The organism is Streptomyces gottesmaniae (assembly GCF_031845845.1).
In the GTDB taxonomy this organism is placed as follows: domain Bacteria; phylum Actinomycetota; class Actinomycetes; order Streptomycetales; family Streptomycetaceae; genus Streptomyces; species Streptomyces akebiae.
This window is the reverse complement of the sequence record NZ_JAVRFJ010000007.1, coordinates 232,979-253,491: the sequence shown is the minus strand read 5'-3', so window position 1 is coordinate 253,491 and position 20,513 is coordinate 232,979. Positions and strand designations below refer to the sequence as shown.

The 20,513-nt window shown below is 71.4% G+C and carries 17 protein-coding genes, 1 tRNA gene and 1 pseudogene; 7 read left to right on the top strand and 12 right to left on the bottom strand.

Annotation, left to right across the window (positions count from 1 at the left end; genetic code table 11):
* Positions 1-65: 65 nt before the first annotated feature.
* The 6 genes from RM704_RS11270 to RM704_RS11245 form a co-directional block, all read right to left on the bottom strand.
* Positions 66-1,724, bottom strand: a complete 1,659-nt coding sequence (locus RM704_RS11270) for a long-chain fatty acid--CoA ligase (RefSeq protein WP_033530730.1) — start codon at positions 1,722-1,724, stop codon at positions 66-68.
* Positions 1,725-1,974: 250 nt separating this feature from the next.
* Complete coding sequence (locus RM704_RS11265; protein ID WP_033530729.1) at positions 1,975-2,601, bottom strand: SigE family RNA polymerase sigma factor; 627 nt, start codon at positions 2,599-2,601, stop codon at positions 1,975-1,977.
* A 227-nt stretch (positions 2,602-2,828) separates the two neighbouring features.
* Complete coding sequence (locus tag RM704_RS11260; protein ID WP_033530728.1) at positions 2,829-3,995, bottom strand: lipid-transfer protein; 1,167 nt, start codon at positions 3,993-3,995, stop codon at positions 2,829-2,831.
* On the bottom strand, positions 3,992-4,387 hold the full coding sequence (locus tag RM704_RS11255) for a MaoC family dehydratase (protein ID WP_033530727.1): 396 nt from the start codon (positions 4,385-4,387) through the stop codon (positions 3,992-3,994). Before RM704_RS11255 ends, RM704_RS11260 begins: the two co-directional genes overlap by 4 nt.
* Positions 4,384-5,352 carry a bifunctional MaoC family dehydratase N-terminal/OB-fold nucleic acid binding domain-containing protein gene (locus tag RM704_RS11250; RefSeq protein ID WP_033530726.1) on the bottom strand — a complete coding sequence of 323 codons (969 nt, stop codon included), beginning with the start codon at positions 5,350-5,352 and terminating at the stop codon, positions 4,384-4,386. The genes RM704_RS11255 and RM704_RS11250 overlap by 4 nt, the downstream gene beginning before the upstream one ends.
* 267 nt (positions 5,353-5,619) lie before the next feature.
* Complete coding sequence (locus RM704_RS11245) at positions 5,620-5,925, bottom strand: hypothetical protein (RefSeq protein WP_033530725.1); 306 nt, start codon at positions 5,923-5,925, stop codon at positions 5,620-5,622.
* Between the two features lie 378 nt (positions 5,926-6,303).
* Between RM704_RS11245 and RM704_RS11240 the strand changes: the two genes are divergently transcribed.
* Both RM704_RS11240 and RM704_RS11235 read left to right on the top strand, forming a co-directional pair.
* On the top strand, positions 6,304-7,218 hold the full coding sequence (locus RM704_RS11240) for a bifunctional DNA primase/polymerase (protein ID WP_033530724.1): 915 nt from the start codon (positions 6,304-6,306) through the stop codon (positions 7,216-7,218).
* A 150-nt stretch (positions 7,219-7,368) separates the two neighbouring features.
* Positions 7,369-7,752 (top strand): hypothetical protein, encoded by a 384-nt coding sequence (locus RM704_RS11235; protein WP_052146383.1) that lies wholly within the window; start codon positions 7,369-7,371, stop codon positions 7,750-7,752.
* Between the two features lie 101 nt (positions 7,753-7,853).
* On the opposite strand, the pseudogene RM704_RS11230 reads toward RM704_RS11235, so the two are convergent.
* The 3 genes and pseudogenes from RM704_RS11230 to RM704_RS11220 form a co-directional block, all read right to left on the bottom strand.
* A pseudogene (locus tag RM704_RS11230) lies at positions 7,854-8,054 on the bottom strand (antitoxin); the annotation flags it as partial.
* Positions 8,055-8,822: 768 nt separating this feature from the next.
* A tRNA-Ser gene (locus tag RM704_RS11225) sits at positions 8,823-8,910 on the bottom strand.
* A 189-nt stretch (positions 8,911-9,099) separates the two neighbouring features.
* Positions 9,100-10,797, bottom strand: coding sequence for a S1C family serine protease (locus RM704_RS11220; RefSeq protein ID WP_033530723.1), 1,698 nt, complete (start codon positions 10,795-10,797; stop codon positions 9,100-9,102).
* A gap of 261 nt (positions 10,798-11,058) precedes the next feature.
* Between RM704_RS11220 and RM704_RS11215 the strand changes: the two genes are divergently transcribed.
* The 3 genes from RM704_RS11215 (at position 11,059) to RM704_RS11205 (ending at position 13,915) form a co-directional block, all read left to right on the top strand.
* Positions 11,059-11,868, top strand: coding sequence for a glycerophosphodiester phosphodiesterase (locus RM704_RS11215; RefSeq protein ID WP_033530722.1), 810 nt, complete (start codon positions 11,059-11,061; stop codon positions 11,866-11,868).
* A 266-nt stretch (positions 11,869-12,134) separates the two neighbouring features.
* On the top strand, positions 12,135-12,764 hold the full coding sequence (locus RM704_RS11210) for an ATP-binding protein (RefSeq protein WP_063774517.1): 630 nt from the start codon (positions 12,135-12,137) through the stop codon (positions 12,762-12,764).
* Positions 12,765-12,925: 161 nt separating this feature from the next.
* On the top strand, positions 12,926-13,915 hold the full coding sequence (locus RM704_RS11205; RefSeq protein WP_033530720.1) for a DUF5926 family protein: 990 nt from the start codon (positions 12,926-12,928) through the stop codon (positions 13,913-13,915).
* 255 nt (positions 13,916-14,170) lie between these two features.
* Here the strand turns inward: RM704_RS11205 and RM704_RS11200 are convergent, their stop codons facing one another.
* Positions 14,171-15,022: a hypothetical protein gene (locus RM704_RS11200; protein ID WP_438828908.1), complete on the bottom strand. Its 852-nt coding sequence runs from the start codon at positions 15,020-15,022 to the stop codon at positions 14,171-14,173.
* A gap of 55 nt (positions 15,023-15,077) precedes the next feature.
* Positions 15,078-15,743, bottom strand: a complete 666-nt coding sequence (locus RM704_RS11195) for a bifunctional DNA primase/polymerase (protein WP_033530719.1) — start codon at positions 15,741-15,743, stop codon at positions 15,078-15,080.
* Between the two features lie 512 nt (positions 15,744-16,255).
* Between RM704_RS11195 and RM704_RS11190 the strand changes: the two genes are divergently transcribed.
* The gene (locus RM704_RS11190; RefSeq protein WP_078937376.1) at positions 16,256-17,779 is read left to right on the top strand and encodes a PP2C family protein-serine/threonine phosphatase; all 1,524 of its coding nucleotides are present in this window, start codon (positions 16,256-16,258) and stop codon (positions 17,777-17,779) included.
* Between the two features lie 266 nt (positions 17,780-18,045).
* Positions 18,046-19,530, top strand: a complete 1,485-nt coding sequence (locus RM704_RS11185; protein WP_107072411.1) for an aminopeptidase P family protein — start codon at positions 18,046-18,048, stop codon at positions 19,528-19,530.
* Between the two features lie 142 nt (positions 19,531-19,672).
* Here the strand turns inward: RM704_RS11185 and RM704_RS11180 are convergent, their stop codons facing one another.
* On the bottom strand, positions 19,673-20,506 hold the full coding sequence (locus RM704_RS11180) for a triphosphoribosyl-dephospho-CoA synthase (RefSeq protein ID WP_033530716.1): 834 nt from the start codon (positions 20,504-20,506) through the stop codon (positions 19,673-19,675).
* Between the last annotated feature and the right edge of the window lie 7 nt (positions 20,507-20,513).

The window sequence follows — 20,513 nt, the reverse complement described above, 5'->3', positions numbered from 1 at the left end:
GGGGGGGGGTTTTTACAGTTCAAACCCCGCCCCGACTGCTGCTGTTCGGCTGACCGCGACGCGTCCTAGATCTGCGTCACGTCCAACGAGCCCTCCGCGTACTGCCTCCGCAGTACCTTCTTGTCGAACTTGCCCACGCTTGTCTTCGGCACCGACTCGATGATCGTCCAGCGCTCGGGGAGCTGCCACTTGGCGATGTGGCCCTCGTCGGCGAGGAAGGAACGCAGGGCGGCGAAGTCGGCGGTGGAGCCCTCCTTCAGCACGACCGTGGCGAGGGGGCGCTCGCCCCACTTCTCGTCCGGGACGGCGACGACGGCGGCCTCGGCGACGTCCGGGTGAGCCATGAGCGCGTTCTCCAGCTCGACGGAGGAGATCCACTCGCCGCCGGACTTGATGACGTCCTTGGCGCGGTCGGTGAGGGTGAGGAAGCCGTCGGGGCTGATCGTGCCGACGTCTCCCGTCTTCAGCCAGCCGTCCTCGCTGAACTTGTCGTCGGGTCGGATGGGTTCCGCGCCCTGGCCGCCGAAGTAGGCACCCGCGATCCAGGGGCCCCGGACCTCCAGCTCACCGGCGGACTCGCCGTCCCAGGGCAGGCGTTCTCCGCCGGGACCGGTGAGGCGGGCCTCGACGGAGGCCGGGAAGCGGCCCTGGGTGAGGCGGTAGGCGAGCTCCTCCTGCGAGTCGGCCTCCACATGGGCCGGCGGCCGGGCGATCGTGCCGAGGGGGGAGGTCTCCGTCATGCCCCAGGCGTGGCAGACGCGCATCCCCAGCTTGTCGAAGGCCTCCATGAGGGCGGGCGGGCAGGCCGAACCGCCGATGGTCACCTGGGTGAGCGAGGAGACCTCGCGCGGGCGGGCGGTCAGCTCCGCGAGCAGGCCCTGCCAGATGGTGGGCACGGCGGCGGCGTGCGACGGCTTCAGCGTCTCGATCATCTCGGCGAGCGGGCCGGGCTGCAGGAAGCGGTCCGGCATCAGCATGTTGACGCCGGTCATGAAGGTCGCGTGCGGCAGACCCCAGGCGTTGACATGGAACTGCGGGACGACGACGAGCGAGAGGTCCGCGTCCGTCAGGCCCATGGACTGGGCCATGTTGACCTGCATGGAGTGCAGATAGATCGAGCGGTGGGAGTAGACGACGCCCTTGGGGTCGCCGGTGGTGCCGGAGGTGTAACACATGGCCGCGGCGGTGCGTTCGTCCAGCTCGGGCCAGTCGTAGGTGGTCGGCTTGCCGGCGATCAGGTCCTCGTACTCGTGCACCTGGACGCTCGCCCCGGCGAGCAGCGACCGGTCGCCGGGCCCGGCGACGACGACGTGCTCCACCGGCTTGAGGTGCGGCAGGAGCGGCGCGAGGAGGGGGAGCAGCGAACCGTTGGCGATGATCACGCGGTCGGCCGCGTGGTGCACGATCCATGCGAGCTGCTCCGGGGGCAGCCGCAGGTTGAGGGTGTGGAGGACGGCGCCCATGGAGGGGATCGCGAAGTACGCCTCGACGTGTTCCGCGTTGTTCCACATGAGGGTGGCGACCCGCTCGTCACCGTCGACGCCGAGGTCGTCGCGCAGGGCGTGGGCCAACTGCGCGGCGCGGGCGCCGATCTCGGCGTAGGAGCGGCGGTCGGGCTCGCCCTCGCCGGTCCAGGTGATCACCTGCGACGTCCCGTGGATGCTCGACCCATGGGACAGGATCCTGGAGATCAACAGCGGTACGTCCTGCATGGTGCTCAGCACGGCGTCCTCCCGGGGCGGCTCTGCCTACGCGGTGGTAACGGTTGCGCTGATTCTGCTCACATACCGCTCGGTATGTCACTAGCTGTCAGGATGATCGATCAGAGAGAGTCGTCCGGAGAGCCGGTACCGGGACGGATACGGCGCCGGAGGCGGGCACGGGACGAGGACCCGAGACCCGAGACCCGAGACCCAGGCACGGAGCCGGATGAGGAACCGGACGCGGGAGCCACATGACAGCCCAACGAACGCGCTATCGCACGGGTTCCAGCTCGGGGTCCTCGCGCAGCTTGCCCAGCGCGCGGGACACCGCCGACTTCACCGTGCCGACCGAGACACCGAGCACCTCGGCCGTCTGGACCTCGCTCAGGTCCTCGTAGTACCTGAGGACGACCATGGCCCGCTGCCGCGCCGGCAGCTTCATGATCGCCCGCCACATCGCGTCGTGCAGCGCCTGCTGCTCGGCCGGGTCGGCGGCCTGGACCCCGTCGGGCTCCGGCAGCTCGTCGCACGCGAACTCGTCCACCTTGCGCTTGCGCCACTGGGACGTCCGGGTGTTCAGCAACGCCCGGCGGACATAGCCGTCGAGGGCCCGGTGGTCCTCTATGCGCTCCCAGGCGACATACGTCTTGGCCAGCGCGGTCTGCAGCAGGTCCTCGGCGTCGCACGGGTTCGCGGTCAGCGACCGGGCGGTCCGCAGCAGCACCGGCTGGCGGGCCTTCACGTACGCCGAGAACGACGGGTACGACAGGTCCGTCAGGCCCGGCAGGGTGGGCCGGTTGGAGTGCGAACGGGCCGAGTGCGAGCGGGCCGAGGTCGACAGGGTCCGCGGCACTGGTGCAGCGGCCTGCGAAGCGCTGGTGCAGACGGGTGTGGTCATGGCTCCACGCTAGGAGCGGGCCCCGCCCGGCGGATCGGCCGCAGGTCCCGAAGACGAATCCCCCTCAGGTTGTAGGAGTGGGGCGGACCTCACCTACTGAAGGTGGATGAACAGCCCCCAGGTACTGAGGGTGTACCCCTGAGAACCACCTGCCCACGGTGTACGGCGCCCGTCCCACCGGCCCCAAGGATGCCCGAAGCTCCCCTCAGCCGCCCCGTCCGGACCGCTCACCCGTCCGTTCCCAGCACCAACCCCGAGGTGGGCACCCCCGTCCCCGCGGTGACCAGCACCCGCTCCGCGCCGGCGACCTGGTTCACGGAGGTGCCCCGCAGCTGTCGTACGGCCTCCGCGATGCCGTTCATCCCGTGCAGATAGGCCTCGCCCAGCTGCCCGCCGTGGGTGTTGAGCGGCAGCCGCTCCTCGGCGACGAAGTCCGCCGCCTCGCCCGGCCCGCAGAACCCGAACTCCTCCAACTGCATCAGCACGAACGGCGTGAAGTGGTCGTACAGGATGCCCACGTCGACGTCGTCGGGGCCCAGGCCCGAGGTCCGCCGGAGCTGCCGGGCGACGACGCCCATCTCCGGCAGCCCGGTGAGATCGCTGTCGTAGAAGCCGGTCATCTGCTGCTGCGCCCGGCCCGCGCCCTGGGCGGCGGCCACGACCACGGCGGGCGGCCTCGGCAGGTCCCGAGCGCGCTCCACCGAGGTGACGACGAGGGCCTGGCCGCCGTCCGTCTCCTGGCAGCAGTCCAGCAGGCGCAGCGGCTCGACGATCCAGCGCGAGGCCGCGTGCTCGTCGAGGGTGATGGGGCGGCCGTGGAAGTACGCCGCCGGGTTGGTCGCCGCGTGTCTGCGGTCGACCACGGCCACGTGCCCGAACGCCTCCGGGGTCAGCCCGTACGCGTGGAGATAGCGCTGCGCCGCCATCGCGACCCACGAGGCGGGGGTGAGCAGCCCGAACGGGAGCGTCCAGCCCAGGGCCACCCCCTCCGCCGACGGCTCCCGGTGCCGTACGCCCGATCCGAACCGCCGCCCCGAGCGCTCGTTGAACGCCCGGTAGCAGACCACGACCTCCGCCACGCCCGTGGCGACCGCGAGCGCCGCCTGCTGCACGGTCGCACACGCGGCACCGCCGCCGTAGTGGACACGGGAGAAGAAGGACAGCTCACCGATGCCGGCCGCCTGCGCGACCGTGATCTCCGGGCTCGTGTCCATCGTGAACGTCACCATGCCGTCCACGTCCGCCGGCGCCAGTCCCGCGTCGTCGAGCGCCGCGCGCACCGCCTCCACGGCGAGCCGCAGCTCGCTGCGCCCCGAGTCCTTGGAGAAGTCGGTCGCGCCGATGCCGACGACGGCGGCCCGCCCGCCGAGCCCGTCCCTGGCCCGTATGCTCACCCCGCCTCCCTCAAGGTCAGGGTCACCGTGCCGGTGACGTGCCGCCCGACGCCGTTGTCGCCGATCACCTTGACCGTGACGCTCGCGCCGTCGGTCGCCTCGACCGTGCCGGTCAACACCATCGTGTTGCCGGGGTAGTTGGGTGCGCCCAGCCGGATCGCCACCTTGCGCAGGACGGCGTCCGGGCCGAAGTGGTCGGTGACGTACCGTCCCACCAGCCCGTTCGTCGTCAGGATGTTCATGAACACATCGGGCGACCCACGCCGCCGCGCCAGCTCCGGATCGTGGTGCACGTCCTGGTAGTCGCGCGAGGCGATCGCCCCCGCGACGACGAGCGTGCGGGTGATCTCGATCTCCAGCGGCGGTATCACGTCCCCGGCCCGGACCCTCACGCCGGCACCACCCCCTCCTCGGCCGCGCGGAACACCGGCAGCTCCAACTCCTCGTCACAGCGCACGAACTCGAGCCGTACGGGCAGCCCGATCCGCACCTCGTCGCACGGCACCCCGATGACGTTGCTGACCATCCGCACCCCCTCCGCCAGCTCGACCAGCCCGACGGCGTACGGCGGATCGAAGGCCGGGAAGGGCGGATGGTGCATGACGACGTACGAGTACACGACCCCCTCGCCGCTCGCCTCGACCGTGTCCCACGCGGCCGAACCGCACGCGTTGCAGCCGGGCAGCCAGGGGAGGCGGAGCGTGGCGCAGTCGGCGCAGCGCTGGATGAGCAGGCGGTGCTGTGAAACCCCCTCCCAGAAGCCGGCGTTGTCGCGATTGACGACGGGGCGGGGGCGGCGGGGCCGCTCCTGGGGCGGGGACGCCGTGGAGGGTGGCGTCCGGTGCGCCGGCGTCCCGGGCGACGGCGTCCTGGGTGCGTGGGCAGGCGCGTACTTGAGAATCCGGAAGCGATGGGTGCCCACGAGTTCCTCGCCCACCCGCACATCCATCCGGGTCGTGACGAAGTACCCGGTACCGAGCCTGGTGGTCTTCCGCTCGGACACCGACTCGATGACCGAGTCGAAGATGATCTCGTCCCCCGGCCGCAGCGCCCGCAGGTACTCCTGCTCGCAGTCGGTGGCGACGACGGAGGTGCATCCGGCGCCGTCGAGCAGCCCGAGGAGTTCGTCGTACGCCGGTGAGCGGGTCTCGTGGCCGCTCAGTCCGCCCATCGTCCACACCTGGAGCATGGTCGGCGGTGCGACGGCGTCCGGGCCGGTGTATGCGGGGTTGGTGTCCCCCATGGCCTCGCACCAGTGCCGGATCATGGGCGAGTTGACGGGATCCTTGCCACGGCCGCCGAGGACGGCCGGGCGCCCCTCGTAGGCCTTGAGCCGTACGGACAGGTCCTCGACCATCGTGGAGCAGCCCCCTCCGACGTTTCTGACTGTCCGTCAGATTGAGGGTCCGCCGCCACGGCTGTCAAGGTCGCCGCGGTGCGACGTGCGAACGCCCGCGCCCCACGACGAAAACGCCTGTGCGGCGGTGCCGAAGCACCGCCGCACAGGCGTGTCACACCCCACGAACGTGTCCCCACACGTCCTGCTTCACCCGAGGGCGGCGGCCTCGGGGCCGGGGTGACCTCATCCATCCACCCCCGGCCCGACCGGCCGCCCTCGCCCGGCTCACCAGAGGTGGGTGAAGCTGACGACCGCGTTGTCCTGATCGATGGCCGTGAAGCCGGAGCCGTTGACCTGGGCGGTGTTGTTCTGGTTCGAGGCGCCCGAACCGTTCGCCTGCTGCTGCGAGGTCGACGCGTTGCCGTTGTTGTCGTGGCCGACACCGCTGCCGACGATGTTCGCCACGCCGGCGTTCGATCCGTTGTCCGCGAAGGAGCCGTTGTCGGCCGTTGCGACGCCGGTGAACAGGGCGGCGGCGAGCGGGAGCGCCGAGACGGCGGCGAGAACGCGGGCGGTACGGATGCTTGCCATGTGCATTTCCTCCAGGGCCTTTCACACAAGTACGGGTTGCGCCGAGGCAGTTGGCCGACCGTCTCGGTGCGTGTCTCCGGGTCTTCGTGTCTTCGTGTCTTCGACGTCGCGACTCAAGAGTTGCCCACCGAATCCCCGGCGAACCACCACGGAAGCTCCCATTCCCCCTGAAGCGTGATGACAAGTCGATAAACCCCTCTTGATCAAGGAACTCCCAGTTCAGCCGGGATGACCTCGGCAACCGAACGCAAGATCAAGCGAGACAAGAGGCGAAGCGTTCCGGCACATTTCCGGCCGACCCGCGAGCGGAGCCCCGACGGCCGAAAGCGCACCCCGAACCCCCTTCCCTTTATCGAACATGCGTACGAACATGGAGGTATGGCCACCACGGACCGGCAGGCCAGCACCCTGGCCCTGGCACACGCGCTCTCCGCCGCCGAACGCGGACTGGCGGTGATCCCCCTGTCCCGCACCAAGCTCCCGGCCCTACGCTCCCCCCACAGACCCACCTCGTCCCCCACTCCCACCTCCCCCTCGGCCCCTGCCTCTGTCTCTCCCCCCGCCCCGCCCCTCTGTCATGGGGAGTGCGGGCGCTTCGGCCACGGCGTGTACGACGCCTCCACCGACCCCCGGCGCATCCGCGAGCTCTTCGCCGCCGCCCCCTGGGCCACCGGCTACGGCATCGCCTGCGGTGTCCACCCCCACCACCTGATCGGCGTCGACCTCGACACGAAATCCGGTACGGACTCCTCGGCGGCCCTGCGTGAACTGGCCCTGCGCCACCTCTTCACGATCCCCGAGACGGTCGTCGTGCTGACGCCCAGCGGCGGCCGCCACCTCTGGCTCACCGGCCCACCCGACGTCGCCGTCCCCAACTCCGCCAGCCGCCTCGCCCCCGGCATCGACATCCGCGGCGCCGGCGGCTACCTCGTCGGTCCCGGCTCCCGCACCGATCACGGCGCCTACACCGCGGCCCCCGGCACGTCCCACCTCCCCCCGGCCCCCTGCCCACCGGCCCTGCTCCGGCTCCTGCTGCCGCCACCGCGCACGGGTGTCTCCCGGACGACGGGCGGCCAGGGCGACGGCCACGGCCTCGTCCACTTCGTCCTGACCGCCCAGGAGGGGCAACGCAACACCCGCCTGTTCTGGGCGGCTTGCCGCGCCTACGAGAACGGCCTCGGCCCCGAGCTCACGAACGCCCTGATCGACGCCGCCGTACGCACGGGCCTGCCGGAACGGGAGGCGAGATCGACGATCGCCTCGGCGGCGCGGATGTCGAGGGGTGGTGGGTGACGGGGCTGGCGCGAGGGGCGGGGGCGGGGTGAGGCGGGGGCCGTCACACCCACGATTCGGGACGCCGGTGGTTGGAAGAACTGAGGGTGCGGCGGTCCGGCGTGGCCCGGCCCGTGGGAGGAACAGCCGCTCCGGAGGCACGATTTGGACTTGGACAGGGAACTCCGCCGGGACCGTCGGGACATGCTCGCCGAGGTCCATCGGGAACGGGACCGACTGCTCCCACTCCGCGCGGAGGCGACCGAGACCACGATCGAACTGCTGCGCACGAGCACGGGCCAGGTCTCCGAACCCGATCTCGTGCCCTACCTGAACCTCATGTATCTCCTGACGGTCAAGCGGGCCTACGGCGACGACCAACTCCTGGCCTTCGCGCTCTCTTTGGCGAACTGGGCGGTCGTCGCCATCGACGAGGTGGCCAAGTGCACGGGCCGCACCGCGGAGCAGGTCATCGACCAGTACGAAACGGAAATCATCGCGGCACGCGAGTCGGCCCCGCCGGAGGAGGACGAGGCCGAGACCGAGGCGGACTGAGACGCGCCCCTAGCCGCCGGGAACTTTCACCGAGGCGGTTCCTCACGCCCGATGTCGGGCCGACCAATATCAGGCCGACCGACATCGGGGCGACCGGCATCGGGGCGACCGGCGTCGGGCTGCCCTGTCCCCGCCTGATCCGAGCCCAGCTGTTGCCTGAGCCTCTCCTGCGCCGAGTCGACCTGACCGCTGTGCTTCCCCTGCGTCCGTCCGTCGACGAAGTCACCGGCCTTGTCGATGCCCTGCCCAGCCTGCTCCTCATGCCCCTTCAGCATCTGCTTGAGCTTGCCCATCACAGACATAGCGGCTCCCTCTGCTGTAGACCCCCTCCCCACCAGAATCCGCGCCGCTCCCCCGCCCCGCATCTCGGAGCCCGGCACCCCGACCTCGCTGGAGGTGCTGACGATCACCGAGGTCCACTGCCGTTACGCGGTTCCCCCAGACAGCACGACCGACGTCCAAGGCCCGGTCCTGGGCACCACCGGACTGGTTCCCGTCAGCCATGCGAACGGTTGGGCAGAGAGCCGACGACCAGGAGTAGCCGTGAGAAGCCAAGCGGAGTGATGGCCGCATGCCCCCGCGCCGAGCGGCAGATCGAAGCGTTGCACGAGATACCCGACCAGCCGGAGAGTGCCCGGCCAGGAGGCAGAGGGAAGCAGGAGCAGCGTGCGCTGGTAGTCACACTGCGTAAGCACGGTGACTTCACTTTCCCGTAACCGCAGGTACGATCACCGCCGCGATAGCCGAGAGTAGACCTCCGGCGGCGGGCACGGCATTGAACTTCTCCTTCGCCGTGGGGAAGACGGCACGGCTTAAGTCTCCTGCCTTGCTGCGCAGAACGATCATCTTGAGCTTCTGCCACCGGTGCTGACGATTCCGGCACCCCATCAGAACCCCGTAAGCGTTGTTACGGCAGTAATTCGCCCGCCCCGGTTCACCGCTCCGCACCAGACCTCGCGTGCCGCACGCGTGCCCGATCCAGCAGCAGACCACGGGGGACAACGCTGACGAGCAGGCACGGAACAGCGAGCGGCCCCTGACCATATGACCTGGTCAGGGGCCGCTTCACCTGGCGGTGGGTGTGGGATTTGAACCCACGGTGACTCGCGCCACGACGGTTTTCAAGACCGTTCCCTTAGGCCGCTCGGGCAACCCACCTCGCCCCGGCCCACCAGGGACGGAGCGGGTACAGCGTACCGGGCGTCGGCGGTGCTACGGCGCCGGCGAGGACGCCGAGGCCGTGGAGCGCCCGCGACAGCAGGAGTCAACGCGGCGGCCGGGCGCCAGGAGCACCCCCTGTTCCAGGGTGCCCCGCGCCCGGCCGGCGATCGGTGTCCGCGTCCCCGATCAGCTGTCGCCCTGGCGCTCCCCCAACGTGACGTCCGCCGTGCGGGTCTTGCCGTCGCGGGTGTACGTGAGAGTCACCTTGTCGCCGGGGAGGTGGGTCCAGATCTCGCCGATGAGGGTGGGGCCGCTGTCGATGACGTGGTCGTCGAGCTTGGTGATGACGTCACCGGGCTTGAGGCCGGCCTTGTCGGCGGGCCCACCCGGGGTGATGGAGTCCGAGCCGCCCTCACCCGAGTTCGTGATCTTCGCTCCGCCCGTGCCCTCCTCCAGGGAGACCGAGGCGCCGATCACCGGGTACACCGGCTTGCCTGTCCTGATCAGCTGCTGGGCCACGTTCTTGGCCTGGTTGATCGGGATGGCGAAGCCGAGGCCGATGGAGCCCGCCTGGCCGGAGCCGAAGCTGCCGTTGCTGGCGGACTGGATCGCCGAGTTGATGCCGATGACGTTGCCCCGCGCGTCGAGGAGCGGGCCGCCGGAGTTGCCCGGGTTGATCGACGCGTCGGTCTGCAGGGCGCTCATGTAGGAGGCCTTGCTGCCGGAGGAGCCGTCGCTGGAGGCCACCGGACGGTTCTTGGCGCTGATGATGCCCGTCGTGACCGTGTTGGAGAGGCCGAAGGGGGCGCCGATCGCGATCGTCGAGTCGCCCACCGCGACCTTGTCGGAGTCGCCGAGCGTCAGCGGCCGCAGGTTCGAGGGGGCGTTCTTCAGCTTGATGACCGCCACGTCGTAGCCCTGCGCGTGGCCGACGACCTCGGCGTCGTACTTCTTGCCGTCGGGGAAGGTGGCCGACACCTTGCCGCCGTCGACGGCCTCCGCCACCACGTGGTTGTTGGTGACGATGTGGCCTTCCTTGTCGAAGACGAACCCGGTGCCCGTGCCGCCCTCGCCGTCGTTGCCGGACGCCTCGATGGTGACCGTGCTCGGCAGCGCCGCGGACGCCACGGCGGCGACCGTGCCGGCCGCGCGCTTGACGTCTCCGCCGTTCTGGGAGGCCGAGACGGTCGTGGAGCCCGTGGAGTTGTCGTTGCGGTCGGCGAGCGTGTAGCCGATGCCGCCGCCGACACCGCCCGCGACCAGCGCGGCCACGAGGATCGCGGCGATCAGGCCGCCGCGCTTGTTGCCCGCCGGCTTGGGGGCCGGCTGCTGCGTCTGCTGCCAGGAGGAGCCCCAGCCGCCGTCGCCCGGGCCGCCGGGACCACCCGTGCCACCGGCGCCTCCGGCGGAGCCCGCGGTGCCGTACGCGCCGGCGCTGTCCCCGTACGCGCCGGCGGCGGCCCCGTTGTCCGCGTACGACGGGACGGCGGGCGGCGGCGGGGGCGGCCAGGAGGCGTCCGGCGCGGAGGACCCGCCCGGACCGGCGGGCCCGCCCGGACCACCGGGTGCCTGGCCGTAAGCGCCGCCCGGTGCCTGGCCGTATCCGCCGCCGGGCACCTGGCCCTGGCTCGCCGCGTAGCCGGGTACCCCCGTGGACACCAGCTCGGACTGAGGCTGCTGTGCCGTCGGCGGGACCGGCGGCAGCTGGGTGGTCGGGGCGTTGTCGGCGGCGGTCTCGGCCGAGGGGGCCGGGGCGTTGGTCTCCGCCGGTGCCGCGGCCGGCTCGTGCGTCGGGGCCGGCGCGGAGGCAGCGGGAGAATCCACCGGCACGGGAGGTGCGGACGGGGCCGGGGGTACCGCGGTGCCCTCGTTCTCGGTGCTCACAGCTTTTCTCCTCGGTCCACGGCTTCACCTTGTAGGCGGTCTACTGTTCTTGGTCGCACAGTCGCACAGAGGCTGCGCGTGAGTTCTGTATGCGGTCAGCTTTTCCCACGAGACGTCAGGGCACCATAAGCGGTGTCTGTGGGTCCGGGACCATCCTTTATATAGGATCTATCGGACCAACCGCGCGTACTGTGCGTACGAACCCGGTCGTCCACGGTCACCACCCCCACGCGTACCCCGTCACGGTGGCACCATGACGCGGTGACCCACGCACGACAGCTCCCGATTCAGGTCGTCGCCCACCGGGGTGCCTCCGAGGCGGCCCCCGAGCACACCCTGGCCGCGTACAAGAAGGCGATCGAGGACGGTGCGGACGCCCTCGAATGCGATGTCCGGCTGACGGCGGACGGCCATCTCGTCTGCGTCCACGACCGACGCGTCAACCGTACGTCGAACGGCCGCGGCGCGGTCTCCGCCCTGGAGCTCGCCGATCTCGCCGCCCTGGACTTCGGCTCCTGGAAGAGCGGCGACGAGGCCCCCGACTGGGAGGTCACCCCCGAGGACCGGGCGGACACCTCCGTCCTCACCCTTGAACGCCTGCTCGAACTCGTGGCCGACGCCGGGCGCCCCGTGGAGCTGGCCATCGAGACCAAGCACCCCACACGCTGGGCCGGCCAGGTCGAGGAACGGCTGCTGGTCCTGCTGAAGCGGTTCGGCCTGGACGCCCCGGAGTCGCCCGCGGACTCACCGGTGAGGGTCATGAGCTTCTCGGCGCGCTCGCTGCACCGCGTCCGGGCCGCGTCCCCGACCCTGCCCACGGTCTATCTGACGCAGTTCGTCTCGCCCCGGCTGCGCGACGGTCGACTGCCGGCCGGTGTCCGGATCGCGGGCCCCTCGATCCGGACCGTGCGCAACCACCCCCTGTACATCGAGCGCCTGAAGAGCGCCGGGCACCAGGTTCACGTGTGGACCGTGAACGAACCCCAGGACGTCGACCTCTGTGTCGCATTGGGTGTCGACGCCATCATCACCAACCGCCCGCGCGCGGTTCTCCAGCAACTCGGCCGCTGAACACTCGGATTTCCACAACTCCGAACACACCGTTCCCGACAACTCCGCACACGCGCCCAGCGACCGTTCCGAACACGCCGCTGTTCACACCTGCGACCGCCCTGCCACCCCCCGGCGCCGCCCTCGCGCGGCGCTTGACGGAGGTAAGAATTCCGCCAAGACGGCCGAACCGCACCCAGGGACAAGTCGGCATATCGGGGACGAAATTCAGCCATCCCACTACGGGGTGTGCACCGGCGCGTTCGGTCCGTGTTCGGGCGTGAGGAGTGCGTCACAGCGCGCGCGTCGGCCGGTTTCCAGTCCAGTCCAATGGGGCATTCACACCGTGGCGTGGGGCGAAGGAGGTCTCGGGGGTGGCGTTGGTGGTGGCACAGGAGGTGCCCACGTCGTCGAGCATGGCCGTACCCCATGGCCCTGCGGGCGTGGGGGAAGCAAGGCACCGGATGCGCGATCAACTGCGCACGGGCGGTGTGGCGGAATCGGTCATCGACGATGCCCTACTGATCCTTTCCGAACTGCTCAGCAATGCCTGCAAGCACGGCAGGCCGCTCGGTGACGCGCTGGCCGGCGACGGTGATGTGCGCTGCGCCTGGCGGATGGATCCCTCGGGGCGGCTCACGGTCGAGGTGACGGACGGCGGTGGTCCGACCCGCCCGGTTCCGTCCACGCCCTCGGTCACCGCACACGGCGGCCGCGGGCTGAACATCGTCACGGCACTGGCGGACGACTGGGGCGTACGGGACGACGCCCGCGGTGAGGTCACGGTGTGGGTCGTCGTCCAGGACGACGTCTACCGCGCCCACCGCCGGGACGACTTCGCCACCCGTGTCATCGCACCCGCCGTCTCCGCACTCCCCGACCTGGACTTCGCAGACGCGTTCGACGACATGGACTGACCGGGGCCGGGCGCATACGGCCACGGGACCGGGCACATTCCCGGCCCGAACCTCCGGTTCCGGGACGACTCGGTGCGTTGTCCACAGGGTCCCGTCGGGCGTCGTACGAGCGACTAGGCTCGCGCGAGTACGAGACGAGCCGTGATCGGGAGACACCCACGATGGCCAAGAAGCGACCCCACACGAAGGCCAAGCGCCCGCAGGGCACCGGCGGAGTCGGCGCCGCAGGCGCCGATGGGCAGGTTCCGGTTGTCGGCGCGCGCGAGCAATGCCCCTGCGGCAGCGGCCGCCGGTACAAGGCCTGCCACGGCCGGGCCGCCGCCCAGGCCGTGACCGAGCTGGTGCAGCGCCCCTTCGAGGGCCTGCCCGGCGAGGGCGACTGGATCGCGCTGCGCGAGCTGGTGCCCGCCGCGACCGTCGAGCTGAAGCTCAAGGACGCGCTCCCCGAAGGGGTCCCGTCGGTGACGCTCGCCACCGTCCTGCCCATGGCGTGGCCCGCACTGCGCCGCGACGACGGCTCGGTCCTGCTCGGCCTGCAGAACGACACCGCCTCCGGTGACATCAGCCGCGACCTCGCCGACACCCTGCAGCGCGCCCTCGTCGCCGAACCGGGCACTCCGGTTCAGGGCCGGCGCGCTCCGGCCGACGGTCCGCGCCTGCAGGACCTGCTCGACCCCGAAGGTGAGTTCGAGCCAGTTGTGCACACGGGCTTCGAGTTCTGGGTCCCGGACACGGAGAACACGACTCCGGAGGTGGCCGCCTCCCTGGAGCGCGCCAACTCCGCGGCGATCCCGACGGTGAAGCTCGCGGGCGTCGACGCGGCCTACTGGTGCGAGACCCCGGAGAAGAACCACCTGCGCTGGGTCATGCCGCACGCCGAGGAGCGGCTTCTGGACGCGCTCGCCCGGCTGCACGCGGCGGGGCGTTCGAGCCTCGGCGAGGGCACCCGCCTGGTCGGCTCCTTCCGTGCTCACGGCCTCACCGTGCCGGTCTGGGACCTCCCGAGCGGGGTGGGCGCGGACGACGTCGAGAAGCCGGCGGCCGAGTTCGCCGAGCGGCTCGCCGGCGCCCTGGCCGACGAGTCCCCGCTCACGCCGGAAGAGCGTCGGGCGCGCGGTGGTCTCACCAACCGGCAGGTCACGCTGAGCTGACGTCCGTTCCCGCGCCGAGGGGGCGGCCGGGCGACCGAGTGCGTTCGAAGTGTGGTGACTCCTGTCACAACTCCCCTACGTGACAGGCAAATTCGTGTCCGAATAGCCGAGATCGAATTTGCGAAGCGCCGATCTCTTGTTACGGTTCCATTAGCCCGGTTGCTGGTGCATCCCCCGTCGCCAGCAACCGGGTCTTTTCATGCCCGGGTTCCGGAGCGGCCCCACTGGGCGGATAGCTCCTCGGCGTCAACGCCCCTACGAGCGGCCCGAGTTGCTCCCTGAACGCAGCAACAGCGGCCCCTCGCCGTCCGGTGCCGCGAACTCCGCGACGGCCGTGTACGCCCCCGCCCCGCCCCGCGTACGCCCCCTCGGTGTCTCGCACACACCCGGCTCGTCGTGCGCGCCCACGGCGCAGTGGATCCGTACGGTGTGCCCGCCGGGCGCCATCATGCTGAGCACCGAACTCAGTTCACGTCCGGTGGCGTTGCGGTAGTAGGTGCGGGCCCAGGTCCGGTCGCCCTGCGTGAGGACGCACGTCTGCGCCTCGATGCCCTCGGGGGAGGTGAGGTCGGGACCGCAGCGGGCGGCGGTGGCAAGTCCGAGGCCGAGCCGCCGCGAGGAACCCTGGGCGTCGTCCGGGGCGTCGGCCTCGGCGTCGTCCGCGGCCCTCGCGTCCGGCCCGCCCGCACCGCCCGCCTTCTGATCGCCGCGGTCGGCGGACTTCTCGACGTCCCCGCCGGATCCGTCCACGCCCCCGGCGTCCCCGCTGCCGCGCAGGGAGCCGAGGCCGGTGGTATCGCCGACGCGCCCGGCGGCACGCTCCAGTTCGGAGGCGAGTGCCCGCTCGGGAATGGCAGCGCGCTCGGGGGTGGGGACGCGCTCCGGAGTGGAGGCGCGCTCGGACGTGGGAAGGTCGCCGAGCGGGCCGGCGGAGGCGACGAGGGGGAGGCCGAGGGCGACCGCGACCGCGACGGTCAGTCCAGCGAGACGGAGCCGACGCGGATCAGGCCCGCCGCGCGCCGACCGGGATGCTCTACGGCTCCGGGGTGGGGGAGCACTGTGACGGCCGCGCGACGGGGCCCCGTGGCCCCCGGGAAGACGCTGCATGTGCGGAACATAACGACCGACCGGGGGCGCCCGGTCCCGCGCGCGCCGGGCGGGCTCAGAACTCGGGCGCGCTCACACCCGTACGAGTGAGGGCGTCGACGACGGCGTCCACGACCGCCTCGACGTCCGGCACCCAGGGCGCGGCCGAACCGGGCAGTGGTGCCCGCTCCCAGCGGACCAGGCCGTGCCCGGTCTCGGACGGGGGCAGGGCGAGATAGCCGCCCTGGCTGTGGAACCGGAGGGAGCCGGGGACGAAGTCCTTGGCGTAGAGCAGCTCGCCCAACTGCTCCATGGAGTACGGCGCGACGAGGATCGCCCAGCGGTGCGGGGCCGCGACCACGGGGCCGAGGCGCATGCCGGTGCGGTCGAGGGCGGCGAGGGCGCGCGAGGCGGCCAGGGCCGGCAGGCTCACGGCGCAGGGGGCGGTGCCTCCGGTGGCCAGCACGATCGGCGCGGTCGGCCGGTTGGTCCACCACCAGCGGACCATGCGCTCGTCGGTGGTGGCGGCCAGCAGGCCGGGGTCGAAGGGGTGAGCGCCGGGCACCACGCACTCCGGGTCCGGGCAGGCGCAGCGGGCACGGCCCTGCGGGTCCGGCGCCACCCCCGGGAGTACGGGCCACTGCCATTCCGTCGCGAACGTCAGGGCCTGCTCAAGAAGCTCGGGCCTCCCGCCGTTGCGCTTGGACAGGAGCCTGCGTCGCTTTCCGGGGATCTCGCGCATGAGCGCTCGTCCTTTCCGTTGCACGCATGGCAACACCGTGGGTCACATCACAACATGTGTCGTTCACTGCACTGTGCGTACCTGCTGGCGCATCACACCCCTGTCGCGGACAAGGGGAACCCTGCGGGCCGAGCTCGGTTACGTCCGCGTCCATCGCTTGCGTCGACTTGCGTCTGTCAAAAGCATGGGCATGGCGTAGGGGTGGCGGCGCCTGGCGTTTTGCTGTCCCGCATGTGCTCGCCGCCTCCGCCACGGGAGGATGGGGCTCGGTCGTCGGTGGATAGGACGCCCGGGTCCGTCGCCAGGTTCCGGGTGGCCTCCGCCGCCCCTGGTCTTCACCGGGTACGTACCCATCACGACCGCTGTGACGCTCTGTTGAACAAGGCCAGTCGACCTCAGTACACCGTTCACCACAACACTTTTAGGCCAACTTAGCTTTCTTCAAAGGACTGGACAAGAAGCCGACGGCAGTCCAACAGCGCCTCATGGACACCAGATATCCCAGCAGGACAATGCTGGACATCTCCTCACGAGTGCGTGTACATGTGGAGACACTGCTAGCGGCGCAGAATGACATGGGGGTTTGCGATGCTTTTGAGCAATACGCACCGGTCGGAAAGCCGGACACCATGAACGCCCCTCACCCTCCGAAAGTGGCTGGAATCGATTCAACGGTTCCCTCCCCCGCACACACTGTCGCGCCCGCGCCCGTCACCCCGAGCACCTCATCGGCCCCTTCCGCCACAGGACCAGCCACCGGCCCGGGGGCCGTGCTCCAGGACAGACTCGCGGGCTGGGTCTCGGACCTCACGACGCTGCACGAACTCACCGAACGCCTGACCCGCACGGACTCACTCGACAGCGCGCTGACGGAACTCCTGCACGCCGGAGCCGCTCTCGTCGGCGCCCGCCGGGGTCTCGTCGTCCTGGAACCGGCCGACGGACTCGGCCCGGACACCACCATCGGCCTCGGTCTCGGCCGCGCCGACCTCGGACACATCGAGACCGTGCCGCGCAGCTCCCTGCCGTACGGCCGCATCCTCGACGGACTGCCCGGCGGCGACGGTGAGATCGCCCAGCCCGACCTGTTCGCCGAGGACGGTCTCGACCCCCGCCACCGTGAGGTCGCGGCCCGGCTCGGGTACGCGGCGAGCTACGCGCGCCCGCTGTCCACCGAGAAGGCCGGACGGCTCGGCGCCGCCGTCTGGCTGTACGACGAGCCCGCGGAGCCGGTCGAGCGGCAGCGGCATCTCGTCGGGCTGTACACGCGCTACGCCGCCGAGCACCTGGCACGGCTCGTCGAGGTCGAGCGCACCCGCGCGTCCATGGCGACCATCGCCGAGGAACTGCTGCCCTCCCGGCTGCCCCGTGTCTCCGGTGTCCAGCTCGCGGCCCGGCACCGCACAGGGCCGCGCGGCGGTGGCGACTGGTACGACGCGCTGCCGCTGCCGGATGCCGCGCTCGGCCTCGCGGTCGGCGCGGTCACGGGGTCGGGGCCCAGCGCGGTCGCCGCGATGGGAAGACTGCGGGCCTCGTTGCGCGCCTACGCCGTGATGGAGGGCGAGGACCCGGTGGCGGTCCTCTCCGACCTGGAGCTGCTCCTGCGGCTCACCGAACCGGCCCGCTCCGCCACCGCGCTCTTCGCCTACGTCGAACCCGCACTGCGCAAGATCACCCTGGCCGGTGCCGGGCACAGTCCGCCGCTGGTGATCGGCGAGCGGCGCACGGAGTACGTGGAGACGTCCCTGTCCGCGCCGCTCGGCATGCTCGCCTGCTGGGAGGCGCCCAGCGTCGAGCTGACCGCCGAACCAGGAGAAACCGTCCTGCTCTACACCGACGGCCTCCTCCAGCGCACCGGCGAGCCCGTCGACCACGCCTTCACCCGCCTCCACGCGGCCGCCGCCGGCGTCCCCCGGGCGCTGCGCACCGACCCCGGCGCCCTCGCCGACCACATCCTCCACACGATGCTCCCGAACGGCCTCGACGAAGCGCACGGCACGGAGGACGTCGTGGTGCTGGCGGCGCGGTTCGAGTAGGCGGACGCGGCCTGTGGCGGCGCGGTGCCCCGACGAGTTCCGTGCTGCGCGTGCGCGGCGGGCTCCGTGTCACAGACGGCAGACGCACACGACGGACGACGGACGACGGACGACGAGCATCGTGCGCGGCGGGTGCCGAACGGTCCCTTCGGCTGCTTCCCGTGAGGGGGCGGTGACCCCTCGTAAGAGGCGGTCGCACGCCCTTCGACCTCTGCGGTGCGACCGTACGATGGACGGGGTCCAGTGCCGTACCTAGGAGGATGACCGTGGCGGACGAGCTCGAGCCGGCGACCCCGGAGACCGAGGCGACCGAAGCCGAGGAGCCCATCAAGCAGCGCAAGAACGGCCTGTACCCGGGCGTGTCCGACGAGCTGGCCGAGAGCATGAAGTCGGGCTGGGCCGACACCGAGCTGCACGGTCTGGAGCCGATCGCCCAGGCCGCCGAGACCGCCGCCCGCCGCGCCGCGCTCTCCGCGCGCTTCCCGGGTGACCGCCTGGTGATCCCCTCGGGCAACCTGAAGACCCGCTCGAACGACACCGAGTACCCCTTCCGGGCGTCGGTCGAGTACGCGTACCTCACGGGCAACCAGACGGAGGACGGCGTGCTCGTCCTGGAGCCCTCGGGCTCGGGCGAGGGCCACGACGCGACGATCTACCTGCTGCCGCGCTCCGACCGGGAGAACGGTGAGTTCTGGCTCTCCGGCCAGGGCGAGCTGTGGGTCGGCCGACGCCACTCGCTGACCGAGTCGGCGGAGCTGTACGGCATCCCCGCCGCCGACGTGCGCGAGCTCGCCGACAAGCTGCGCGAGGCCACCGGCCCGGTGCGGGTCGTCCGCGGCCACGACGCCGGCATCGAGGCGGCCCTCACCGACAAGGTCACCGCCGAGCGCGACGAGGAGTTGCGGGTCTTCCTGTCCGAGGCCCGGCTCGTCAAGGACGACTTCGAGATCGGCGAGCTGCAGAAGGCGGTCGACTCGACCGTGCGCGGCTTCGAGGACGTCGTACGGGTGCTGGACAAGGCCGAGGCGACGTCGGAGCGCTACATCGAGGGAACGTTCTTCCTGCGGGCCCGGGTCGAGGGCAACGATGTCGGTTACGGCTCCATCTGCGCCGCCGGCCCGCACGCCACCACCCTGCACTGGGTCCGCAACGACGGTCCGGTCCGCTCCGGTGACCTCCTGCTGCTGGACGCGGGGGTCGAGACGCACACGTACTACACGGCCGACGTGACCCGGACCCTGCCGATCAACGGCACCTTCAGCGAGATCCAGAAGAAGATCTACGACGCCGTGTACGACGCCCAGGAAGCCGGCATCGCCGCCGTGCGGCCCGGCGGCAAGTACCGCGACTTCCACGACGCCGCGCAGCACGTCCTGGCCGAACGGCTGGTCGAGTGGGGGCTCGTCGAGGGCCCCGTGGAGCGGGTCCTGGAGCTGGGACTCCAGCGCCGCTGGACCCTCCACGGCACCGGGCACATGCTCGGCATGGACGTCCACGACTGCGCCGCCGCGCGCGTCGAGTCGTATGTCGACGGGACCCTGGAGCCGGGGATGGTCCTGACCGTCGAGCCCGGCCTCTACTTCCAGGCCGACGACCTCACCGTCCCCGAGGAGTACCGGGGCATCGGCGTCCGCATCGAGGACGACATCCTGGTGACGGACGACGGCAACCGCAACCTGAGCGCCGGCCTGCCCCGCCGGTCGGACGAGATCGAGCTGTGGATGGCGTCGTTGAGGGGTTCGCGGGGCTGAGTGGGCGGTTGTTCGGCTGCGGGCCCGGTGGGGGCTGGTCGCGCGGTTCCCCGCGCCTCAGGGGCGGGGAACCGCGCGAGAAGCCCCACCGGACCCGCACCCGGGGGTCCAAGGGGCGTAGCCCCTTGAGGACGGGACCCTCCTATACGGGAACCCGCGCGGCGGTGACAGGCAGCGCGTCCACGAACAACGCGCCCGCCAGCAACGACCCACTCCCACGCGGACTCCACCCCCGCTCCTGGAGATCCACGTCGAACGCGTCCAGAGCCGCGCGCCCCGCCGCCGAGCCCGTACCGCCCGCGTCCATCACCCCCCGCGCCCCCGCCTGCACATGCCGCAGCCCGTGCGGCCCGGCGGTGTACAGCAACTCGGTGTCCTGCAGCGTCGACATGACCGTGAGCAGCGCGTCGAGCCGGGCGTCCGCCTCCGGCGTCCCCGCCGTGCGCGCCTTCGCGAGTACGTCCAACGCCCGCCGCACATGGGGGAATCCGGCCCGCGCCTCGCCCCGGGCCCCGGCCGCCCCGTACTTGGCGGAGACCGACGACCCCCGGGACGGCCGCCGCGGCGCGCGCCGGTCGGGATGCGCGGCGATCTTCTTCGCGGTGGCGGCCAGTTCACGCCCCCGCGCCCCGGGGTCCATGGCCGCCGCGGCGACCAGGAGCCCGAGCACCCAGGTGGCGCCTCGATGGCCGCCCCCGGCGAGCCGCGTCGAGTGTTCGGTGCAGCGGCCGATCGCCCCGAGTTCGGCCCGGAGTTCGGGCGTCGCCGCACCGTTGCGGCGGGCGCAGGCCGCCATCGCCGTGAGGCCGGGCACCAGCGTCTTCGCCGACCAGCGCAGGGCACGGTGGTCCTGCCGGGTGATCCGGGCGCCGAGATCGCGCGGGTCGGGCAGACCGGGCTTGGGCATGAGTTCCAACTGCCGGGTCAGCGCGGCCACCGCGGCCCGCGCGAGCGTCTCGTCCTCGCGGCTGCTCATGGCCGTA

What these genes read in the sequence shown, in the direction of transcription:
- RM704_RS11180 (WP_033530716.1), bottom strand. Translation starts at nt 20,506, where the DNA reads ATGAGCAGCCGCGAGGACGAGACGCTCGCGCGGGCCGCGGTGGCCGCG.
- RM704_RS11195 (WP_033530719.1), bottom strand. Translation starts at nt 15,743, where the DNA reads ATGCGCGAGATCCCCGGAAAGCGACGCAGGCTCCTGTCCAAGCGCAAC.
- RM704_RS11240 (WP_033530724.1), top strand. Translation starts at nt 6,304, where the DNA reads ATGGCCACCACGGACCGGCAGGCCAGCACCCTGGCCCTGGCACACGCG.
- RM704_RS11245 (WP_033530725.1), bottom strand. Translation starts at nt 5,925, where the DNA reads ATGGCAAGCATCCGTACCGCCCGCGTTCTCGCCGCCGTCTCGGCGCTC.
- RM704_RS11205 (WP_033530720.1), top strand. Translation starts at nt 12,926, where the DNA reads ATGGCCAAGAAGCGACCCCACACGAAGGCCAAGCGCCCGCAGGGCACC.
- RM704_RS11265 (WP_033530729.1), bottom strand. Translation starts at nt 2,601, where the DNA reads ATGACCACACCCGTCTGCACCAGCGCTTCGCAGGCCGCTGCACCAGTG.
- RM704_RS11250 (WP_033530726.1), bottom strand. Translation starts at nt 5,352, where the DNA reads ATGGTCGAGGACCTGTCCGTACGGCTCAAGGCCTACGAGGGGCGCCCG.
- RM704_RS11200 (WP_438828908.1), bottom strand. Translation starts at nt 15,022, where the DNA reads ATGCAGCGTCTTCCCGGGGGCCACGGGGCCCCGTCGCGCGGCCGTCAC.
- RM704_RS11190 (WP_078937376.1), top strand. Translation starts at nt 16,256, where the DNA reads ATGCTGGACATCTCCTCACGAGTGCGTGTACATGTGGAGACACTGCTA.